The sequence below is a fragment of the Rothia nasimurium genome (genome assembly GCF_035916755.1).
Classification (GTDB): Bacteria; Actinomycetota; Actinomycetes; order Actinomycetales; family Micrococcaceae; genus Rothia.
The window spans coordinates 1-15872 of record NZ_JAYWIX010000004.1 but is presented as its reverse complement, the minus strand read 5'-3'; the positions used below and the strand labels follow the sequence as shown (position 1 = coordinate 15872).

Below are 15872 nucleotides of genomic sequence, written 5' to 3'. Positions count from 1 at the left end.
CTGGCACCGGCTGCGCCTGGGCGCGTATCGTTGAACCTATGACTGAACAGAACCTCTCACCCGAAACCCGCCTGGTGGCCGGTGGCCGTCCCGCCCACGACGATCTGGCTCCCGTGAACCCGCCGATTGCTATGTCGTCCACCTTCCGCCAAACCGGCCCCTCAGACCTCAACACCTACGCCCGTTTCTCCAACCAGAGCTGGGACGGCATCGAAGAGGTCGTCGCTGACCTTGAAGGGGCGGAGCTGCCCGGCCTGGTCTTTGCCTCTGGCATGGCAGCTGTTGCCGCGGTGCAGGATCTGGTGCCCGTTGGCTCTATCATTCTGCTGCCCGAGCATACCTACATGGCATCTGTGTCTATGGCTAAGCGCCTCGAAGCCCGCGGTATCACCACCGTGGTCCGTCTCGATATTGAAAACACCGAGTCCGTCATTGCTGAACTCGAAAAGGCAGCTGCCACCGCGGGCATCACCCCCGAGACCGTCAACTACGCTGCCCCCAAGGTGCTGCTGTGGATGGAGTCCCCCACCAACCCCATGATGGAGGTCGCCGACCTGCCCGCCGTCCTCGGTGCCGCCAAGCGCCTGGGCATTGTCTCTGCCGTTGATAACACCTTCGCAACCCCGCTGGGGCAGAACCCGCTGGCCCTGGGGGCCGACGTGGTCGTCCACTCCGCCACCAAGTCCATCGCCGGTCACTCCGATGTGCTACTGGGCATCACCGTTACCTCTAACCCCGTCCTGCGTGAAGCCATGGCCGCCCACCGCACCACCAACGGCGCTATAGCCGGCCCCTTCGAGGCCTGGCTGGGTCTGCGCGGCATCCGCACCCTGGGCGTGCGCCTTGAACGCGCCGCCGCTAACGCTCTCGAACTGGCCCAGCGTCTGCAGGCCCACCCCGCCGTTAAGGCCGTGCGCTACCCCGGCCTGCCCACCGACCCCGGCTTTGAGCGGGCGTCCGCGCAGATGCGCACCTTCGGTTCGATTCTCTCCATCACCCTGGACGCCACCGCCGAAGAGACCGACCGCGTGGTCAAGGCCCTGAATATCTGGACGCCCGCAACCAGCCTCGGTGGCGTAGAATCACTGATTGAACGCCGCCGCCGCCACGGCTCAGAGCCCCACTCAATCCCCGAGTCACTGCTGCGCCTGTCGGTAGGCATCGAGAATGTCGATGACCTCTACAACGACCTGGCAGCGGCCCTAGAAAACCTCAAGTAGCGAACGGACGCCATGACCCCCATTGCCCTGATTATGCTGGTTACCTACTACGTGGGCCTTGCCCTGGCCCTGGTAGTTGCCGCCCTGTCGATTTTCGCGCTGATTGAGGCCGCCCGCGCTTCAAGCTACGCCTACCAGAGCGCCTTCAAACGCACCAAGGGCTTCTGGGTTGGCGTAACCGCTGCCGCGGCTGTCTTCTCTGTGCTGATGGTTTGGCAGTCACTTACCATCGGGGGCGGTTCTATCTTCCTGCAGCTGATTGCCGCCACCGCCGTGGGCGTCTTTCTCGCGGACGTCCGCCCCGCCGTTGCGGTGCGCCGCCGCTAGCCGCAGCTTGCGTTAAGGTCTGAAAAACCCACACATATTCACGAAGAAACCCCCGGAAAAGACCGGGTTTTCCGTGAATATGTGTGGGGTTATCTTTGCTTTGGAGGGCGTGAGTGGGATAATGAGGGTATGACTTACAAATTGGTACTGCTCCGTCACGGGCAATCAGAATGGAACGAAAAGAACCTCTTCACCGGCTGGGTAGACGTTGCCCTGACCGAGAAGGGCCGCGCCGAAGCCACCCGCGGTGGCGAACTGCTGAAAGAACGCGGCATCCTCCCCGATGTCGTCCATACCTCCCTGCAGCGCCGCGCCATCAACACCGCTAACCTGGCCCTCGATGCCGCTGACCGCCACTGGATTCCCGTCAAGCGCAACTGGCGCCTGAACGAGCGTCACTACGGTGCTCTCCAGGGCAAGGACAAGACTCAGACCCTGGAAACCTACGGCGAAGAGCAGTTCATGACCTGGCGTCGCTCCTACGACGTTCCGCCTCCGGCCCTCGACGACAACGACGAGTTCTCCCAGGCGAACGACCCCCGCTACGCAGACATCGAGAACGCTCCCCGCACCGAGTGCCTGAAGGACGTCCTCGAGCGCATGCTGCCCTACTGGGAATCAGATATCAAGGAAGACCTGAAGGCTGGCAAGACCGTTCTGGTTGCTGCCCACGGTAACTCCCTGCGCGCCCTGGTCAAGAACCTCGAAGGCATCTCAGATGAGGACATCGCCGGTCTGAACATCCCTACCGGTATCCCCCTCTACTACGAGCTCGACGAGAACTTCAAGCCCGTTGGCCCTGGCGAGTACCTCGACCCCGAGGCCGCTAAAGACGCCATCAAGGCTGTTGCTAACCAGGGTAAGAAGTAAGGTCTAGCCCGGGTTTATTAACCACTGAGTGCCCCGCCTTCCTCGTTGAGGAGGGCGGGGCACTGTGGTTTCCTACGAGATAGGGCAGGTGTGGGTTCTTTCCCGCCAGCACCCTTAACGCCAGCCCCGAGCCAGCTGGCGGTCAAGAACCCACCCTGCCCGGGCGTCCGCTCTTCCTTCAGGGGAGGGGAGATGCCTACCAGCCTAGATGCTGGGCACCGCGTTCCAATCGCCGGTAACCAGGTAGGTGACCTTACGGGCTACCGAGACATCGTGGTCGCCAAAGCGCTCCAGGGAGGAGCTCATGCGCAGGGCGCCAACAATCATGCGCAAATCGGAGGCTACCGGGCCCTGCAGGGCCAGAATATCGATAGCGCGCTCATCGAGTTCGTTTTGCATGAAGTCGATGCGGGCATCGTTGGTGATAACCTCTTCGGCTTCTTGGATGTCGGCGTTGAGGAAGGCATCTGCTGCTCGTGAAAGAGCCTCCTGTATGAGGGTGGCGATATGAATCAGCTCTTCGCCGACGTGCTGTAGTTCGGCTTGGAAGACTTTGCGCACGTGCGCGTCCTTTCCATCTGGGGAAGTGCGGGGCACCGGGCAGACTTCTGCCTACGGTTACCCCTTTAGAGTGCCAAGGTCACATGAACACAAACACATGGTTGGGTAAACGTTAGTTGAACCTTGATGACGCGAGTCAGAAGCTGAGCACAACAAGCATCGCCGGCTAATAATATACTAAAGTTCGCCAAATATATATATATTAAATATTACGAAAAATATATTGATTCAGTTATGTTTTTACTAGTCAGGGTAGGAAATATTTTATGTGCTTCATGTACGAGGAGGCACTGGATATAACTCCGCCCCCATAGTAGTGTGATTTAAATCAACATCAATGTTGATGCGTCAAGTTTATTTATGAGTTAAAGAGGCATTTATGGCTGTTCACACTGAGGTGATCTTTCGAGAAGAAGGATCACTCCACGACTTGAATCCAAAATATTTTTATGCTTTATTTCAAAATATTACTGTGTGTGTATCTTTTTTAGTAAGTAAGTATAGAGATGCTAGCTATGCTGTTGGAGCATCAGCGCATGAGGAATGTGATAAAGCCCTTGACAAATCCTTAGATGAGCTGGAGCAGTCGGTTCTTCTGATGCAAGATAATGTGCAACGAAAAAAATTTAAATTTCCCTTGTTGGATGATATGCAGGAGAATTATTATAAATATAATTCCAAAGATTCGGTAAATTTGTGGGAATTTGGTAATAATTTCTTTCCAGAAAAATTCTGTTGTGATTTGAGTAAATTCGATGTTGAAAAATATATTGAAAAATGTGAACTGGAAAAATATTTGTTTGTAGATAAGGTTTGTTATTTTGGGGATTTATTTTATCATGCAAGAATTCTTAGCCCAGAATGGTTTCTGGGATTTAGGGATTTGAGAATATTGGAGAGATTCTCACATCTGCACCGGGTGAACGAATCTCCAGTTCCTTTCGGGTAGAAAGAGGTTAAAGTGATGAAAAAATACTTAACATATGTTACTGAATGTCTTTCTCTTCTGGGGCGAACATCCCCTCTGCGCATGGCTCTCATGGTGTGCATGAGTCTTGCCGCTTCTATTCTGGCGACCCTTACTGCCCTCTTGCCAGGCCAAGCAGTAAACCTCAACAGTGACAGTGAATCATCCCGTTCCCTACTTATCTTCGCGGTAATTTTTAGTGCCTTCTGGCTTACCAGCGCGACCCTTAAAGCCTTGCTCCTACCGGTCTATGGGTACCTTGAGCAGAAAGCTCAAACACAATTAGCCTCCCAAAGTCTCTACCGTTCCTACGGCGTGCAGAAAAACCGCCACACTAGGGATAGTAACGAAATAGCCTTTGCGATAGACAGCCAGATGGCCGCCTTCCGCACTACTAGCTCAACCGTTATCTTCTCCGTCCTGCCAGCTATCTGCGTGATGGTAACTGCCGGAATATCGCTTGCCCTCATTGCTGAGCCTCTGTTGGCAGCGGTTTACCTCGTAGGTATGATTCTCTTTATCTCGCTCTCTCGCCGTCCTGTAGATAAGCACCAGCAGGCTCAGGGAGCTTTCTTTGGCGAGAATATGAAAAATTTTGGTATTCTCACCAACTATGTAAACTACTGGAAAGAAACCGCCTCGTTCTCCCTGGAAGACAGCAACACTGCATCTTATGCACAGTCCCGTAAACCGGTCGAGGAAAGCGGCATCCACTCCTACCGTGTAACTAAAAACCTCTACCTGTTCCAAGCCTGTGTGCTATTCATTATTATGGCTTCCTTGCTGGGGGTCTACCTGGCTCTAGGGCAGGGGCGTGAATACGGTACACTTCTGGCCGGCTTTATTTCTCTTACCGGTGTGTCACTTTATTCCATTCAAATTATTCAAGATATCGGTTTTTCCCTGTCGGCAATTGCTACAGCCTACGCTCAAGATGCAGAAGCACAGCAAAAAATGAGCACATCTAGCTCAGAAGAGCAGCCCGTTCCAGCGAAGGCGCCCCAAAATATTGACAATAAACTACCAGATAAGGGGCTGGTCTGGATCCTGGGTTCCAGTGGTTCCGGAAAAACAACCTACATAGAAACCCTCCTGGGATTCACTACTTACCCGGTGCCGGGGCATCTATCTGCGAGAAAATTTAGAGAGACTCGATACCTGCCCCAAGAAACTAACCTGCCCTTCCAAACCGCCCACGAGACAATTCGGGCTTCCCGCCCTCTTGAAACCCGGCACATTGACTCCTGCCTAGAGCTACTGGGGCTAGATGATTTCATGTCTACCGGTCAACGGGCTCAAGAAACCATTGCCGGTGAAGAGTCAAGGGTTTCAGGCGGTGAAGCTCGCCGAATAGGTCTAGCCCGCACGCTCCTGGGGCAGCCCGGATCGCTCATTATTCTCGATGAGCCAACTACCGGTATTGGTCGTGAAACACAAAAAATAGTGTGGGAGCTAGTTCGTGAAAAGTCTTTAGATAACCTCATACTTGTCATCACTCATGACGTAGACGCGCCCATCCTTGACGGCGATATCGTTTTAAAGTTCTAGTGTCCTGTCACCCAAAATTCGGCTCTTAATAACAGAAGCCAAGGCCACATGAACACAAACACGTGGTTGGGTAAACGTTAGTTGAACCCCGGGATATTTGGGAGTCTGCGGGGCACGGGGTAGGGTCTGTAGGCTCTAAGCTGGTAGATGTGAACCCTACTGTGATTGCTTTGTCTGCCGCTGTGCTGGGGCTCCTGCTCGGCGTGGTGAGCATGCTCGCCGTGCAGCGGAGCGAGCGTCAGCGCGCTCGCTGGGCTGACGTCGAAGAGCCCACCATTAGCGACGGTGCCGCCGAGGTGCTGGCCGTCATCGGTCGCGCCTACTTGGTGGTGGACGCTGTAGACGGCGTGGTTCAGGCATCACCCGGCGCCTACGCCCTGGGGCTGGTACGCGGGCACACGGTAGTCTCCGATGAGCTACTAGAGATGATTGATGCGGTGCGTTCTAAGGGCATCATCGTCGAAAAAGAAATTATCTTAACCCGCGGCTTTTACGACCAGAGCCGCCTGGTGATTGACCTGCGCGTGGCCCCGGTGGGCGATGAATATATCTTGGTGCTGGCTGACGACCGTACCGAGATTGCCCGCGCGCAGACCGTCCGTACCGACTTTGTAGCCAACGTATCGCACGAACTAAAAACCCCGGTGGGGGCTGTTGGACTTATGGCCGAGGCCATCGAGTCATCGGCGGACGACCCCGAGTCTGTGCTCTACTTTTCGGGCAAGCTCAAGAAAGAGTCCCGGCGGTTAGCGGCACTTGTGCAGGACGTCATCGAGCTCTCCCGTCTACAGTCAGCCGATATGGTGCTGAGCTCCACCCTGGTCGATGTTGAGCAGGTGGTAGCTGAGTCGGTCGACCGTAACCGTCTTACAGCCGAGGGTAAAAACATTGAACTCCTGGTGGGCGGAAAGGCCCCCCGCCCGGTCCATGGAGACCCAGAGCTGCTGGGCACGGCTCTGCGCAACCTGATTGAGAACGCCATTCGTTACTCACCCGAGAACACCAAGGTGGGCATCGGTATGGCTGTGAAAGGTGACACTGTTAGAATTTCTGTGAAAGACCAGGGCCCGGGCATTCCCGAGGACGAGCAGGACCGCATTTTTGAGCGCTTCTACCGGGTTGACCCGGCGCGTTCCCGCCAAACCGGGGGCACCGGCCTGGGCTTGAGCATCGTGAAGCACATTGTGGGCCAGCACGGCGGCGAGGTGACCCTCTGGTCTCAACCCGGTTCTGGCTCAACTTTCACCATTGCCCTGCCCATTATTGATGAAGAAACCGAACAAGACCTGCTGGGGGAGCACCCGCCGACGGGCTCGCTTACCCAGGTAGCAGACCCCAACATCCACACAGTGCCGCGCTCTGCGGGGTCGGCTCAAACTGCGAAGGAAACAAAGTAAGTGACCCGTATTTTAGTAGTTGAGGACGAAGAGGCGCTGAGCGAGCCCCTAGCCTTTTTGCTGGGTCGTGAGGGCTTTGAGGTGCAGGTGGTCGATAACGGCCTGGACGCCGTGGTTGAGTTCGAGCGGAACGGCGCAGACCTGGTGCTCCTCGACATCATGCTCCCCGGCCAGTCCGGTACCGAGGTCTGTAAGCAGATTCGCGCCACCAGTGAGGTTCCTATCATCATGCTGACCGCTAAAGACTCAGAAATCGATAAGGTGCTCGGCCTTGAACTGGGTGCGGACGACTACGTAACCAAGCCCTATTCCTCCCGCGAGCTCATCGCCCGCATCCGCGCCGTCCTGCGCCGCCAGGGCGAACCCGAAGAGCACGATGCCGGGGCGATTGAGGGCGGCCCGGTCCGCATGGACGTGGAGCGCCACGTGGTGACCGTATCCGGCGAAACCGTAGCTATGCCCCTCAAGGAGTTTGAGCTGCTGGAGATGCTACTGCGGAACGCCGGACGCGTGATGACGCGCTCGCAGCTGATTGACCGGGTCTGGGGCGCTGACTATGTGGGCGATACTAAGACCCTGGATGTGCACATTAAGCGCCTGCGCTCCAAGGTTGAGCCTGACCCCTCATCCCCGCGCTATGTGGTCACCGTGCGCGGCCTGGGTTACAAGTTTGAACCGTAAACTGGCTCCCTAAGCCGGGTAAAGCAGTGGGGCGGGCGAGCTCTCCCGTCTACAGTCAGCCGATATGGTGCTGAGCTCCACCCTGGTCGATGTTGAGCAGGTGGTAGCTGAGTCGGTCGACCGTAACCGTCTTACAGCCGAGGGTAAAAACATTGAACTCCTGGTGGGCGGAAAGGCCCCCCGCCCGGTCCATGGAGACCCAGAGCTGCTGGGCACGGCTCTGCGCAACCTGATTGAGAACGCCATTCGTTACTCACCCGAGAACACCAAGGTGGGCATCGGTATGGCTGTGAAAGGTGACACTGTTAGAATTTCTGTGAAAGACCAGGGCCCGGGCATTCCCGAGGACGAGCAGGACCGCATTTTTGAGCGCTTCTACCGGGTTGACCCGGCGCGTTCCCGCCAAACCGGGGGCACCGGCCTGGGCTTGAGCATCGTGAAGCACATTGTGGGCCAGCACGGCGGCGAGGTGACCCTCTGGTCTCAACCCGGTTCTGGCTCAACTTTCACCATTGCCCTGCCCATTATTGATGAAGAAACCGAACAAGACCTGCTGGGGGAGCACCCGCCGACGGGCTCGCTTACCCAGGTAGCAGACCCCAACATCCACACAGTGCCGCGCTCTGCGGGGTCGGCTCAAACTGCGAAGGAAACAAAGTAAGTGACCCGTATTTTAGTAGTTGAGGACGAAGAGGCGCTGAGCGAGCCCCTAGCCTTTTTGCTGGGTCGTGAGGGCTTTGAGGTGCAGGTGGTCGATAACGGCCTGGACGCCGTGGTTGAGTTCGAGCGGAACGGCGCAGACCTGGTGCTCCTCGACATCATGCTCCCCGGCCAGTCCGGTACCGAGGTCTGTAAGCAGATTCGCGCCACCAGTGAGGTTCCTATCATCATGCTGACCGCTAAAGACTCAGAAATCGATAAGGTGCTCGGCCTTGAACTGGGTGCGGACGACTACGTAACCAAGCCCTATTCCTCCCGCGAGCTCATCGCCCGCATCCGCGCCGTCCTGCGCCGCCAGGGCGAACCCGAAGAGCACGATGCCGGGGCGATTGAGGGCGGCCCGGTCCGCATGGACGTGGAGCGCCACGTGGTGACCGTATCCGGCGAAACCGTAGCTATGCCCCTCAAGGAGTTTGAGCTGCTGGAGATGCTACTGCGGAACGCCGGACGCGTGATGACGCGCTCGCAGCTGATTGACCGGGTCTGGGGCGCTGACTATGTGGGCGATACTAAGACCCTGGATGTGCACATTAAGCGCCTGCGCTCCAAGGTTGAGCCTGACCCCTCATCCCCGCGCTATGTGGTCACCGTGCGCGGCCTGGGTTACAAGTTTGAACCGTAAACTGGCTCCCTAAGCCGGGTAAAGCAGTGGGGCGGGCCCTTCAGTTACCTGAAGGGCCCGAACTGTCCCTGTCCCCCCCCCGGCGTGCGGGGGGGGGGGCCCCCCCCCCCCCCCCCCCCCCCCCCCCCCCCCCACTCTTTAAAGCGAAAGGGTCCTAGCCGTTGCTGCTAGCGGTTTCGGTAGCGCTGGAAGCATCCGCTGCGGTGGGCAGGTAGGGGGCGTACTCATCCAGAGCGCCGTCAAGAACCGGAACGTTGAAAGTGGCGGTGCTGGAGACGACGTTGGAGGAGACCTCGACGTCCTTCAACAGCAGACCGGGGTTGGCGCCAGCCTCAGCCAGGAGAAGTTCGTTTTCATCGTTTTCCAGGCGGACTTCCTGGCCAGCGGGAACCTCAACGGTGAGAGTTTCGGTGGGGAAGGCCAGGGTAACGGTGGCGTCTTCCTCGGTCTGGTTCAGAATGGTGCCCAGCACGCGGCCCTGTGAGGCCTCATCGGCTGCGATGACCATGATGTTGCGGAGCTGGATGTCCTGCTGGTTGTTCTCGCCTAGCAGGTTAGCCATCTGGCCGTCGGAGGCGGAGTAGACGATGGTGGTGGCGGGCTGGTTGGTGTAGGTGCAACCGGTGGTAGCCAGCAGGGCACCAGCGATGGCAACGAGGGCGCTGGCGCGCTTGACGGTCAAAGAAGCGGTGTTCTTCACAGCTCTAGCTCCTTGTGTAGGGTCGTAGTCTGCCAGTGGGGCAGAGAAAGTGTGTGTGCTCCGCGCCGAGGTACGGAATTTTTGGTCTGTTCAGGTCACATTCTATCTGGTTTAACGACGATACGTCTGTATCAACGAGGCAAAAGGGCGTAAATGAAGCGCACAGGTTCGCTGAGAGCACCGGGCCTATTTTGAGACTTTAAGGGTGCTGTCTTTCGTTGCATGGTAGAATAGGTAGGCTGAAAGGGGTTTATCCATATGGTTTTTGAGGTTGGCGAAACAGTCGTTTACCCTCACCACGGTGCCGCAACGATTGAAGAAATCAAGATGCGCAAGATCCGTGGCGAAGAGAAGATGTATCTGAAACTCAAGGTCGCTAACGGTGACCTGGTCATTGAGGTTCCCGCTGAGAACGTCGATATGGTGGGCGTGCGCGATGTCGTTGACGAGCGCGGTCTGCAGGAAGTCATTGACGTACTTCAGGCTACCGATACCGAAGAAGCAGCAAACTGGTCCCGCCGCTACAAGGCTAACGTTGAGAAGCTGGCATCTGGCGATGTGCTGAAGGTTGCCGAGGTCGTCCGCGACCTGTGGCGCCGCGAGAACGACCGCGGCCTGTCTGCCGGTGAGAAGCGCATGCTGGCTAAGGCCCGTCAGATTCTGTCGTCTGAGGTTGCCCTGGCTAAGGACATCGACGAAGAAGCTGCCGAGGTTGAACTCGATAAGATTCTCGAGGGCGTCTAAACTTTCGGGTATGCTCACTAGCTGTGAGCACTCTAGATTTTTCTGATACAGCGGGCACCGCAACCACATCTGGTGGTTCGGTGCTCGCTGTTGTTATTGTGGCGGCTGGTTCGGGGTCGCGCCTGGGCGCAGGTATGCCGAAGGCAGCGGTGCAGGTTGCCGGGCGCACCTTGCTGGAATGGGCCTTGGCCGGTGCCCGGGAGTCGGGCGTGGCGGCACGGCTGGTGGTGACGGTGCCCCCGCAGGACGTTGAGCTTCGGCAGGTCTGTGCCCGGTACGGTGCCCTGGCGGTGCCCGGCGGCGCAACGCGCGCCGAGTCGGTGACGGCCGCCCTGGCCGCGATTGCGGACGCAGCCCCCCTGCCGGGTGCCCCCGAGCAGCTGCCTACCGGCGTCCTGGTGCACGATGCCGCCCGCTGCTTCACCCCCGCTAGCGTCTATCACCGGGTGGCTACCGCCCTTGATGCGGGGGAGAGAGCTGTGATTCCGACCCTGCCCGTGGTCGATACCATTAAGACGGTGGATGCTGCCGGGTACGTGAGCGGCACCCCGGCCCGGGCGCAGCTGCGGGCTGTGCAGACCCCCCAGGGTTTTGACCTGGCTACTCTTGTACAGGCCCACCGCGATGTCGCCTCCCTGGCCCCCGAGGTTGCCGAAAGCATCACCGACGATGCCATGCTGGCTGAAACCCTGGGGCTGCCGGTTGCGACCGTCGAGGGGGCTGCTGAAGCCTTCAAGATTACAACCCCTCTTGACCTGACCCTAGCTACAGCCCTCTACGACGAAAAGAGAGAATCATGATTCCCCGTATTGGCACCGGTACTGATGTGCACGCTTTTGGTGAAGAAGGCACCGAACTGTGGGTGGCAGGTTTGCACTGGCCGGGCCAGCGCGGGCTCTCAGGCCACTCGGACGGCGACGTGGTAGCTCACGCGGCTGCTGACGCCCTTTTCTCGGCTAGCGGTACGGGCGATTTGGGTTCGAACTTTGGGGTAGACCGGCCCGATATGGCAGGTGCTTCCGGCGTGCGGATTCTTTCTGAGGCCGCTGCGATTGTGCGCGCTGCCGGGTTCGAGATTGGCAACATCGCGGTGCAGCTAATCGGCAATAAACCCAAGTTTTCCCCGCGCCGGGACGAGGCTAACCGCGTTCTATCCGAGGCCGCTGGTGCTCCGGTGACGGTCACCGCTACAACCACCGACGGCCTGGGCCTGACCGGCCGAGGCGAGGGCGTGGCAGCTACCGCTGTGGCCTTGGTCTACCCTCAGACCTCCGGGGAATAGGCCCGCCCTCTAGCCTGCTCACGGTGGGCTGGGGCAGCGCTACAATAAGCCTGTCCCTGTTAACACCCCCCCCAGCTGCGAAGAAGTGCCTGTGAAACCCGACCCCCTTGAACCCCGCCCTCATCTGCTGAGCCAGGACGGGGGCCGCGTCATTGCCTGGCACGAATTTGGGCAGACAGAAGCACCGACAGCTACCGTCATCTACTGCCACGGCACCCCCGGCACCGGCTACGAAGCCCTCTTCCTCGACGAGGCTGCCCGTGAGCTGGGTATCCGCATTATCGCCCCGGACCGCCCGGGGCTGGGAGCGTCGGACGCCGTGCCCTACCGGCTGGTTGGCACCTGGGCAGAAGAGGATGCTGCGGCTATCATCGACCACCTGGAGCTTGACCGCTTTAGCGCCATCGGCTTTTCCGGCGGTGGGCCCCACGCCATGAGCCTGGCGGCCCTCCACCCCGAGAAAGTCGACCAGCTCATCCTACTGGCCCCCTTCACCCACCACCCCCTCTGGGAGTCCCACCTGGGGCTTAACCTCACCCCGCTGCGCGTCCACATGTCGCACCTGACCCTCTCCTGGTTTCCCAAACCGCTCATCGACCTCACCGCCCGCACCGTGAGCCGCCCCCTGGCGTCCTCCTCGACCCTGGCCTCAGCCCTGGGGCGCGACGTGCAGGGGCACACCGCCGCCTACCGCATGGCCATCTCCCACGACTACGCCCTGCAGTTCTCCATCGAGGGCGGCGTGCAAGACGAATACGCTATTCAGGACGACTGGGGCTTCTCAGAAACCACCATTAACACCCCGGTACATCTTTGGGTCGCGGGGCGCGACATAGCCGTCAAACCCGCCCGCGCCCGCAACCTGGGGCTCCGCCTGGGAGCCGAAATCCACGAGCTGCCGCGCGACGGCCACTTCTCCCTGCTGATTAACCACGCAGCCAGCGTCCTCGCACCGGTTCTACAGCGCACGGTAAACTGTTAGGCGTGACTCTACGTTTTTATGATTCAGCAACAGCAAGCGTCCGTGACTTCACCCCGGTTCACCCCGGCGAGGCCCGTATCTACTACTGTGGTGCCACCGTGCAGGGGGCTCCGCACATCGGGCACGTGCGCTCGGGCCTGGTCTTTGACCAGCTCTCCCGCTGGCTGACCTACCGCGGTTACAAGGTCACCACGGTTCGTAACGTCACCGACATCGACGACAAAATTCTGGTGAACTCAGCTGCCTCTTTTGAGCCAGGTTACGCCGGGGAGCACCCGGCCGAGGAATGGTGGGCCCTGGCCTACCGCTTTGAGCGGGTCTTCGGGGCAGCCTACGCCTCCCTCAACATCGCACCCCCCACCTACGAGCCGCGCGCAACCGGGCACATTCCCGAGATGTTCACCCTCATCCAGCGCCTCATCGACCGAGGCCACGCCTACCCTGCTACCGACGGCTGCGGCGACGTCTACTTCGACGTGCGCTCCTGGGATAACTACGGTGCCCTGACCCGCCAGAAGATTGACGACATGCAGGACGCTCCGGACGCCGACCCCCGCGGCAAGCGCGACCCCCGCGACTTTGCCCTGTGGAAGGCCTACAAGGAGGGCGAGCCCGTCACCGCCTCCTGGGATTCCCCTTGGGGTAAGGGCCGCCCCGGCTGGCACCTGGAATGCTCAGCCATGGCCGGCAAGTACCTGGGCGAGACCTTCGATATTCACGGTGGCGGCCTCGATCTGCGCTTCCCCCACCACGAAAACGAGATGGCCCAGTCCCAGGCAGCCGGCTACGGCTTTGCCAACTTCTGGATGCACAACGGCCTGGTCAACTACGAGGGCGAGAAGATGTCCAAATCCATCGGCAACATCATCACCCCCGCCCAGATGCTCGAAACTGCCCGCCCCCTGGTTGTGCGCTACTACCTGGGCCAGGCCCACTACCGTTCCGTACTCGACTACCACCCCACCTCACTCGAGGAGGCCCGTGTAGCTGTCGAACGCGTCGAAGCCTTCCTGGCTGCAACCCGCGACTACCACCGCGAAGACGCTGCGGTACCCGATGCTTTCGCTGAGGCCATGGACGATGACCTCAACATCCCCAAGGCCCTCGCTGCCCTGCACACGGGCGTCCGCGCCGGTAACGCCGCGCTCGCTGCCGGTGAATCTGCCAAGGACGCCGCGGAGCAGGTCTACGCCATGGCCAAGGTATTGGGATTGGTAGAGCTCATGTCTTTTAGCCAGGCAGGCGCTGCCGCCAACGAAACCGGCGAACACGCAGCGCTTGACTCCCTGATCCAGACCATGCTCACCCAGCGCGCCGAAGCCCGCGAGGCTAAGGACTGGGCCCGCGCTGACCAGATTCGTGATGCCCTAGCTGCCGCCGGTATCACCGTCAAGGACGGCGCAACCGGCTCCACCTGGTCCCTCTAGGCCTCATAGCCCTCCAGCCACCGTGCTCCATCTCTCGCCCCGTAAGGGGCAGGGGGTCGGTAAGCTAGAAAACAATTCATAGACATCTATCAAAGGACACAACCCATGGCGAAGGCAGGCTCACGCCCCGGCGCAACCAATAAGAAGAAGGGCCCCACCAAGGGCACCGGTGGCCACGGCCGTAAGGCCCTCGAAGGCCGCGGCAACACCCCCAAGGCAGAAGACCGCGTCTACCACAAGGCCTACAAGATGAAGAAGGCCGCCGAAAACCGCAAAGCAACAAACACCCTGCGCTCCCGCCAGCCCCGCCTAGGCGGCAAGCGGGCCTCCGACGAGCTAGTCACCGGCCGTAACTCCGTGCTTGAGGCCCTGCAGACCGAGATCCCGGCCAAGGCCCTCTTCGTCATGTCCCGCATCGAGGTCGATGACCGCGTCCGCGACATCATGACCGAAGCCAACAAGCAGGGCCTGCCCATGCTCGAAATTGGCCGTAACGAGCTGGACCGCCTGACCGACCACGCCGTCCACCAGGGTGTTGCTCTGCAGATTCCCCCCTACAAGTACCCGGACGCCGGCAACCTGGTGCTCGACACCATGGACCGCTGGTACGACAAGCAGATGGACACCCCGCCCCTCTTCGTCGCCCTGGACGGCATCACCGACCCCCGCAACCTGGGCGCCATCATCCGCTCCGTCTCAGCCTTCTCGGGCAACGGCGTCATCATCCCCGAGCGCCGCTCGGCAGCCATGACCGCCTCAGCCTGGAAAACCTCATCCGGTGCAGCTGCCCGCATTCCAGTTGCTAAGGCAACCAACCTCACCCGTGTGATCCAGCAGGCCAAGGATGCCGGCATCTTCGTTGTCGGTCTGGACGGCGGCGGCGACGTAGACCTGCCCAACCTCGAACTGGCCTCTGAACCGCTCATGATTGTTGTCGGTTCAGAAGGTAAGGGGCTCTCACGACTGGTCACCGAGAACTGCGACCAGATCGTTTCGATTCCCATCAGCTCAGCAATGGAATCACTCAACGCCTCTATGGCAGTCGGCATCTCCCTCTACGAGGTATCCCGCCGCCGAGCAGCCTAAGCTCTCATAAAAACGAAGTGCTCTCCCACGATGGTGGGGGAGCACTTTTGTTTATCTAGGCTTAGGGGGGGGCTCAGACTCGCGCTCGCTGCCGACTCTCTCGCTGGTTCCTTAGCTGGCTCGCAAGCTCGCCAGATTCGCCCCAGCTCCGGTGCCAGCAGCTTCGCTGCGAGCCTGCCGCCCCCGCACAAACATAAGAAACTTATGTGAGTCAGAATAAGGGTCTGGCTCACAAAAAATCCCTAAAATCAAGCCTTTTGAAGACCTTCAAAAAAACTTTAAAAATATTTTTACGGTGTTTGGTTTGGCTTTGACTAGGCGTTTTATCTGTTGCAGGTGGGAATTTTGGGGTGAAAAGGCTCCAGTGGTGGCACTTTTGAGTTGCACGCTCTGGAAAACCTGCGTAGAGTATTACGAGTCGCCACGGCACAGGGGAAACCCGCCAAGCGACAAAACACCTAGTCACATAGCGAATTCAGGCTCCGGTCGGAACTGAGAAATCCCAGCTCGCAGGAGTGAGGTTTTGAAGTAATAATCCAGCCAACAGCCACTGTGAGACACAACACGGAACACCGGGTTGACACGCAGAAAAGAAAAGCGATAGACTAGACGAGTTGCCCAAACGGGTGACACAAAAACTTGAGAATGACCGATACGAAACACCGGCCAGTTCCACTGGCTAGGGTTGAGAATGCGGTTTGTTGCTTGAAAACTCAATAGCGTACCAATGTTATACAT

17 protein-coding genes and 1 pseudogene are annotated in these 15872 nt (G+C 59.0%); 15 read left to right on the top strand and 3 right to left on the bottom strand.

Annotated features, from left to right (window positions below; translation table 11 throughout):
• The first annotated feature begins 38 nt into the window (after positions 1 to 38).
• The 3 genes from VSX42_RS05135 (at position 39) to VSX42_RS05125 (ending at position 2417) form a co-directional block, all read left to right on the top strand.
• Positions 39 to 1220, top strand: coding sequence for a PLP-dependent aspartate aminotransferase family protein (locus VSX42_RS05135; RefSeq protein WP_326503269.1), 1182 nt, complete (start codon positions 39 to 41; stop codon positions 1218 to 1220).
• A gap of 12 nt (positions 1221 to 1232) precedes the next feature.
• Positions 1233 to 1547, top strand: a complete 315-nt coding sequence (locus VSX42_RS05130; RefSeq protein ID WP_326503268.1) for a DUF2516 family protein — start codon at positions 1233 to 1235, stop codon at positions 1545 to 1547.
• A gap of 129 nt (positions 1548 to 1676) precedes the next feature.
• Entirely contained in the window at positions 1677 to 2417 is a 741-nt protein-coding gene (locus VSX42_RS05125) for a phosphoglyceromutase (RefSeq protein ID WP_135013359.1), read from the top strand.
• A 255-nt stretch (positions 2418 to 2672) separates the two neighbouring features.
• Here VSX42_RS05125 and VSX42_RS05120 read toward each other — a convergent pair.
• Positions 2673 to 2978, bottom strand: a pseudogene (locus tag VSX42_RS05120) (phosphate signaling complex PhoU family protein); the annotation flags it as partial.
• Between the two features lie 379 nt (positions 2979 to 3357).
• Here VSX42_RS05120 and VSX42_RS05115 point away from each other — a divergent pair.
• The 6 genes from VSX42_RS05115 (at position 3358) to VSX42_RS05090 (ending at position 8913) form a co-directional block, all read left to right on the top strand.
• Positions 3358 to 3927 (top strand): hypothetical protein, encoded by a 570-nt coding sequence (locus VSX42_RS05115; protein WP_326503266.1) that lies wholly within the window; start codon positions 3358 to 3360, stop codon positions 3925 to 3927.
• A 15-nt stretch (positions 3928 to 3942) separates the two neighbouring features.
• Positions 3943 to 5493, top strand: a complete 1551-nt coding sequence (locus VSX42_RS05110) for an ABC transporter ATP-binding protein (RefSeq protein WP_326503448.1) — start codon at positions 3943 to 3945, stop codon at positions 5491 to 5493.
• A gap of 149 nt (positions 5494 to 5642) precedes the next feature.
• Positions 5643 to 6890: a sensor histidine kinase gene (locus VSX42_RS05105; RefSeq protein WP_326503265.1), complete on the top strand. Its 1248-nt coding sequence runs from the start codon at positions 5643 to 5645 to the stop codon at positions 6888 to 6890.
• Positions 6891 to 7571, top strand: a complete 681-nt coding sequence (locus VSX42_RS05100; RefSeq protein ID WP_326503264.1) for a response regulator transcription factor — start codon at positions 6891 to 6893, stop codon at positions 7569 to 7571.
• Positions 7572 to 7635: 64 nt separating this feature from the next.
• The gene (locus VSX42_RS05095) at positions 7636 to 8232 is read left to right on the top strand and encodes a sensor histidine kinase (RefSeq protein WP_418950770.1); all 597 of its coding nucleotides are present in this window, start codon (positions 7636 to 7638) and stop codon (positions 8230 to 8232) included.
• Complete coding sequence (locus tag VSX42_RS05090; protein WP_326503264.1) at positions 8233 to 8913, top strand: response regulator transcription factor; 681 nt, start codon at positions 8233 to 8235, stop codon at positions 8911 to 8913.
• A 154-nt stretch (positions 8914 to 9067) separates the two neighbouring features.
• Here the strand turns inward: VSX42_RS05090 and VSX42_RS05085 are convergent, their stop codons facing one another.
• Positions 9068 to 9613 carry a hypothetical protein gene (locus VSX42_RS05085; RefSeq protein ID WP_326503263.1) on the bottom strand — a complete coding sequence of 182 codons (546 nt, stop codon included), beginning with the start codon at positions 9611 to 9613 and terminating at the stop codon, positions 9068 to 9070.
• Between the two features lie 258 nt (positions 9614 to 9871).
• On the opposite strand from VSX42_RS05085, the gene VSX42_RS05080 reads away from it, so the two are divergent.
• The 6 genes from VSX42_RS05080 (at position 9872) to rlmB (ending at position 15134) form a co-directional block, all read left to right on the top strand.
• The gene (locus tag VSX42_RS05080) at positions 9872 to 10357 is read left to right on the top strand and encodes a CarD family transcriptional regulator (protein WP_185173529.1); all 486 of its coding nucleotides are present in this window, start codon (positions 9872 to 9874) and stop codon (positions 10355 to 10357) included.
• 23 nt (positions 10358 to 10380) lie between these two features.
• Positions 10381 to 11157, top strand: a complete 777-nt coding sequence (gene ispD / locus VSX42_RS05075; protein WP_326503262.1) for a 2-C-methyl-D-erythritol 4-phosphate cytidylyltransferase — start codon at positions 10381 to 10383, stop codon at positions 11155 to 11157.
• The gene (gene ispF / locus VSX42_RS05070; RefSeq protein WP_326503261.1) at positions 11154 to 11639 is read left to right on the top strand and encodes a 2-C-methyl-D-erythritol 2,4-cyclodiphosphate synthase; all 486 of its coding nucleotides are present in this window, start codon (positions 11154 to 11156) and stop codon (positions 11637 to 11639) included. The genes ispD and ispF overlap by 4 nt, the downstream gene beginning before the upstream one ends.
• 91 nt (positions 11640 to 11730) lie before the next feature.
• A complete protein-coding gene (locus tag VSX42_RS05065; protein ID WP_326503260.1) occupies positions 11731 to 12621 on the top strand; it encodes an alpha/beta hydrolase in 891 nt (296 codons plus the stop codon).
• A 2-nt stretch (positions 12622 to 12623) separates the two neighbouring features.
• Positions 12624 to 14048 (top strand): cysteine--tRNA ligase, encoded by a 1425-nt coding sequence (cysS, locus tag VSX42_RS05060; RefSeq protein WP_326503259.1) that lies wholly within the window; start codon positions 12624 to 12626, stop codon positions 14046 to 14048.
• Positions 14049 to 14153: 105 nt separating this feature from the next.
• Positions 14154 to 15134, top strand: a complete 981-nt coding sequence (gene rlmB / locus VSX42_RS05055) for a 23S rRNA (guanosine(2251)-2'-O)-methyltransferase RlmB (protein WP_326503258.1) — start codon at positions 14154 to 14156, stop codon at positions 15132 to 15134.
• A gap of 462 nt (positions 15135 to 15596) precedes the next feature.
• Here rlmB and VSX42_RS05050 read toward each other — a convergent pair.
• On the bottom strand, positions 15597 to 15872 hold a 276-nt coding region (locus tag VSX42_RS05050; RefSeq protein WP_326503257.1), incomplete at its 5' end, for a hypothetical protein.

Coding starts and splice junctions, on each gene's coding strand:
- VSX42_RS05135 (WP_326503269.1), top strand. CDS start 39: ATGACTGAACAGAACCTCTCACCCGAAACCCGCCTGGTGGCCGGTGGC.
- VSX42_RS05130 (WP_326503268.1), top strand. CDS start 1,233: ATGACCCCCATTGCCCTGATTATGCTGGTTACCTACTACGTGGGCCTT.
- VSX42_RS05125 (WP_135013359.1), top strand. CDS start 1,677: ATGACTTACAAATTGGTACTGCTCCGTCACGGGCAATCAGAATGGAAC.
- VSX42_RS05115 (WP_326503266.1), top strand. CDS start 3,358: ATGGCTGTTCACACTGAGGTGATCTTTCGAGAAGAAGGATCACTCCAC.
- VSX42_RS05110 (WP_326503448.1), top strand. CDS start 3,943: ATGAAAAAATACTTAACATATGTTACTGAATGTCTTTCTCTTCTGGGG.
- VSX42_RS05095 (WP_418950770.1), top strand. CDS start 7,636: ATGGTGCTGAGCTCCACCCTGGTCGATGTTGAGCAGGTGGTAGCTGAG.
- VSX42_RS05080 (WP_185173529.1), top strand. CDS start 9,872: ATGGTTTTTGAGGTTGGCGAAACAGTCGTTTACCCTCACCACGGTGCC.
- ispF (WP_326503261.1), top strand. CDS start 11,154: ATGATTCCCCGTATTGGCACCGGTACTGATGTGCACGCTTTTGGTGAA.
- rlmB (WP_326503258.1), top strand. CDS start 14,154: ATGGCGAAGGCAGGCTCACGCCCCGGCGCAACCAATAAGAAGAAGGGC.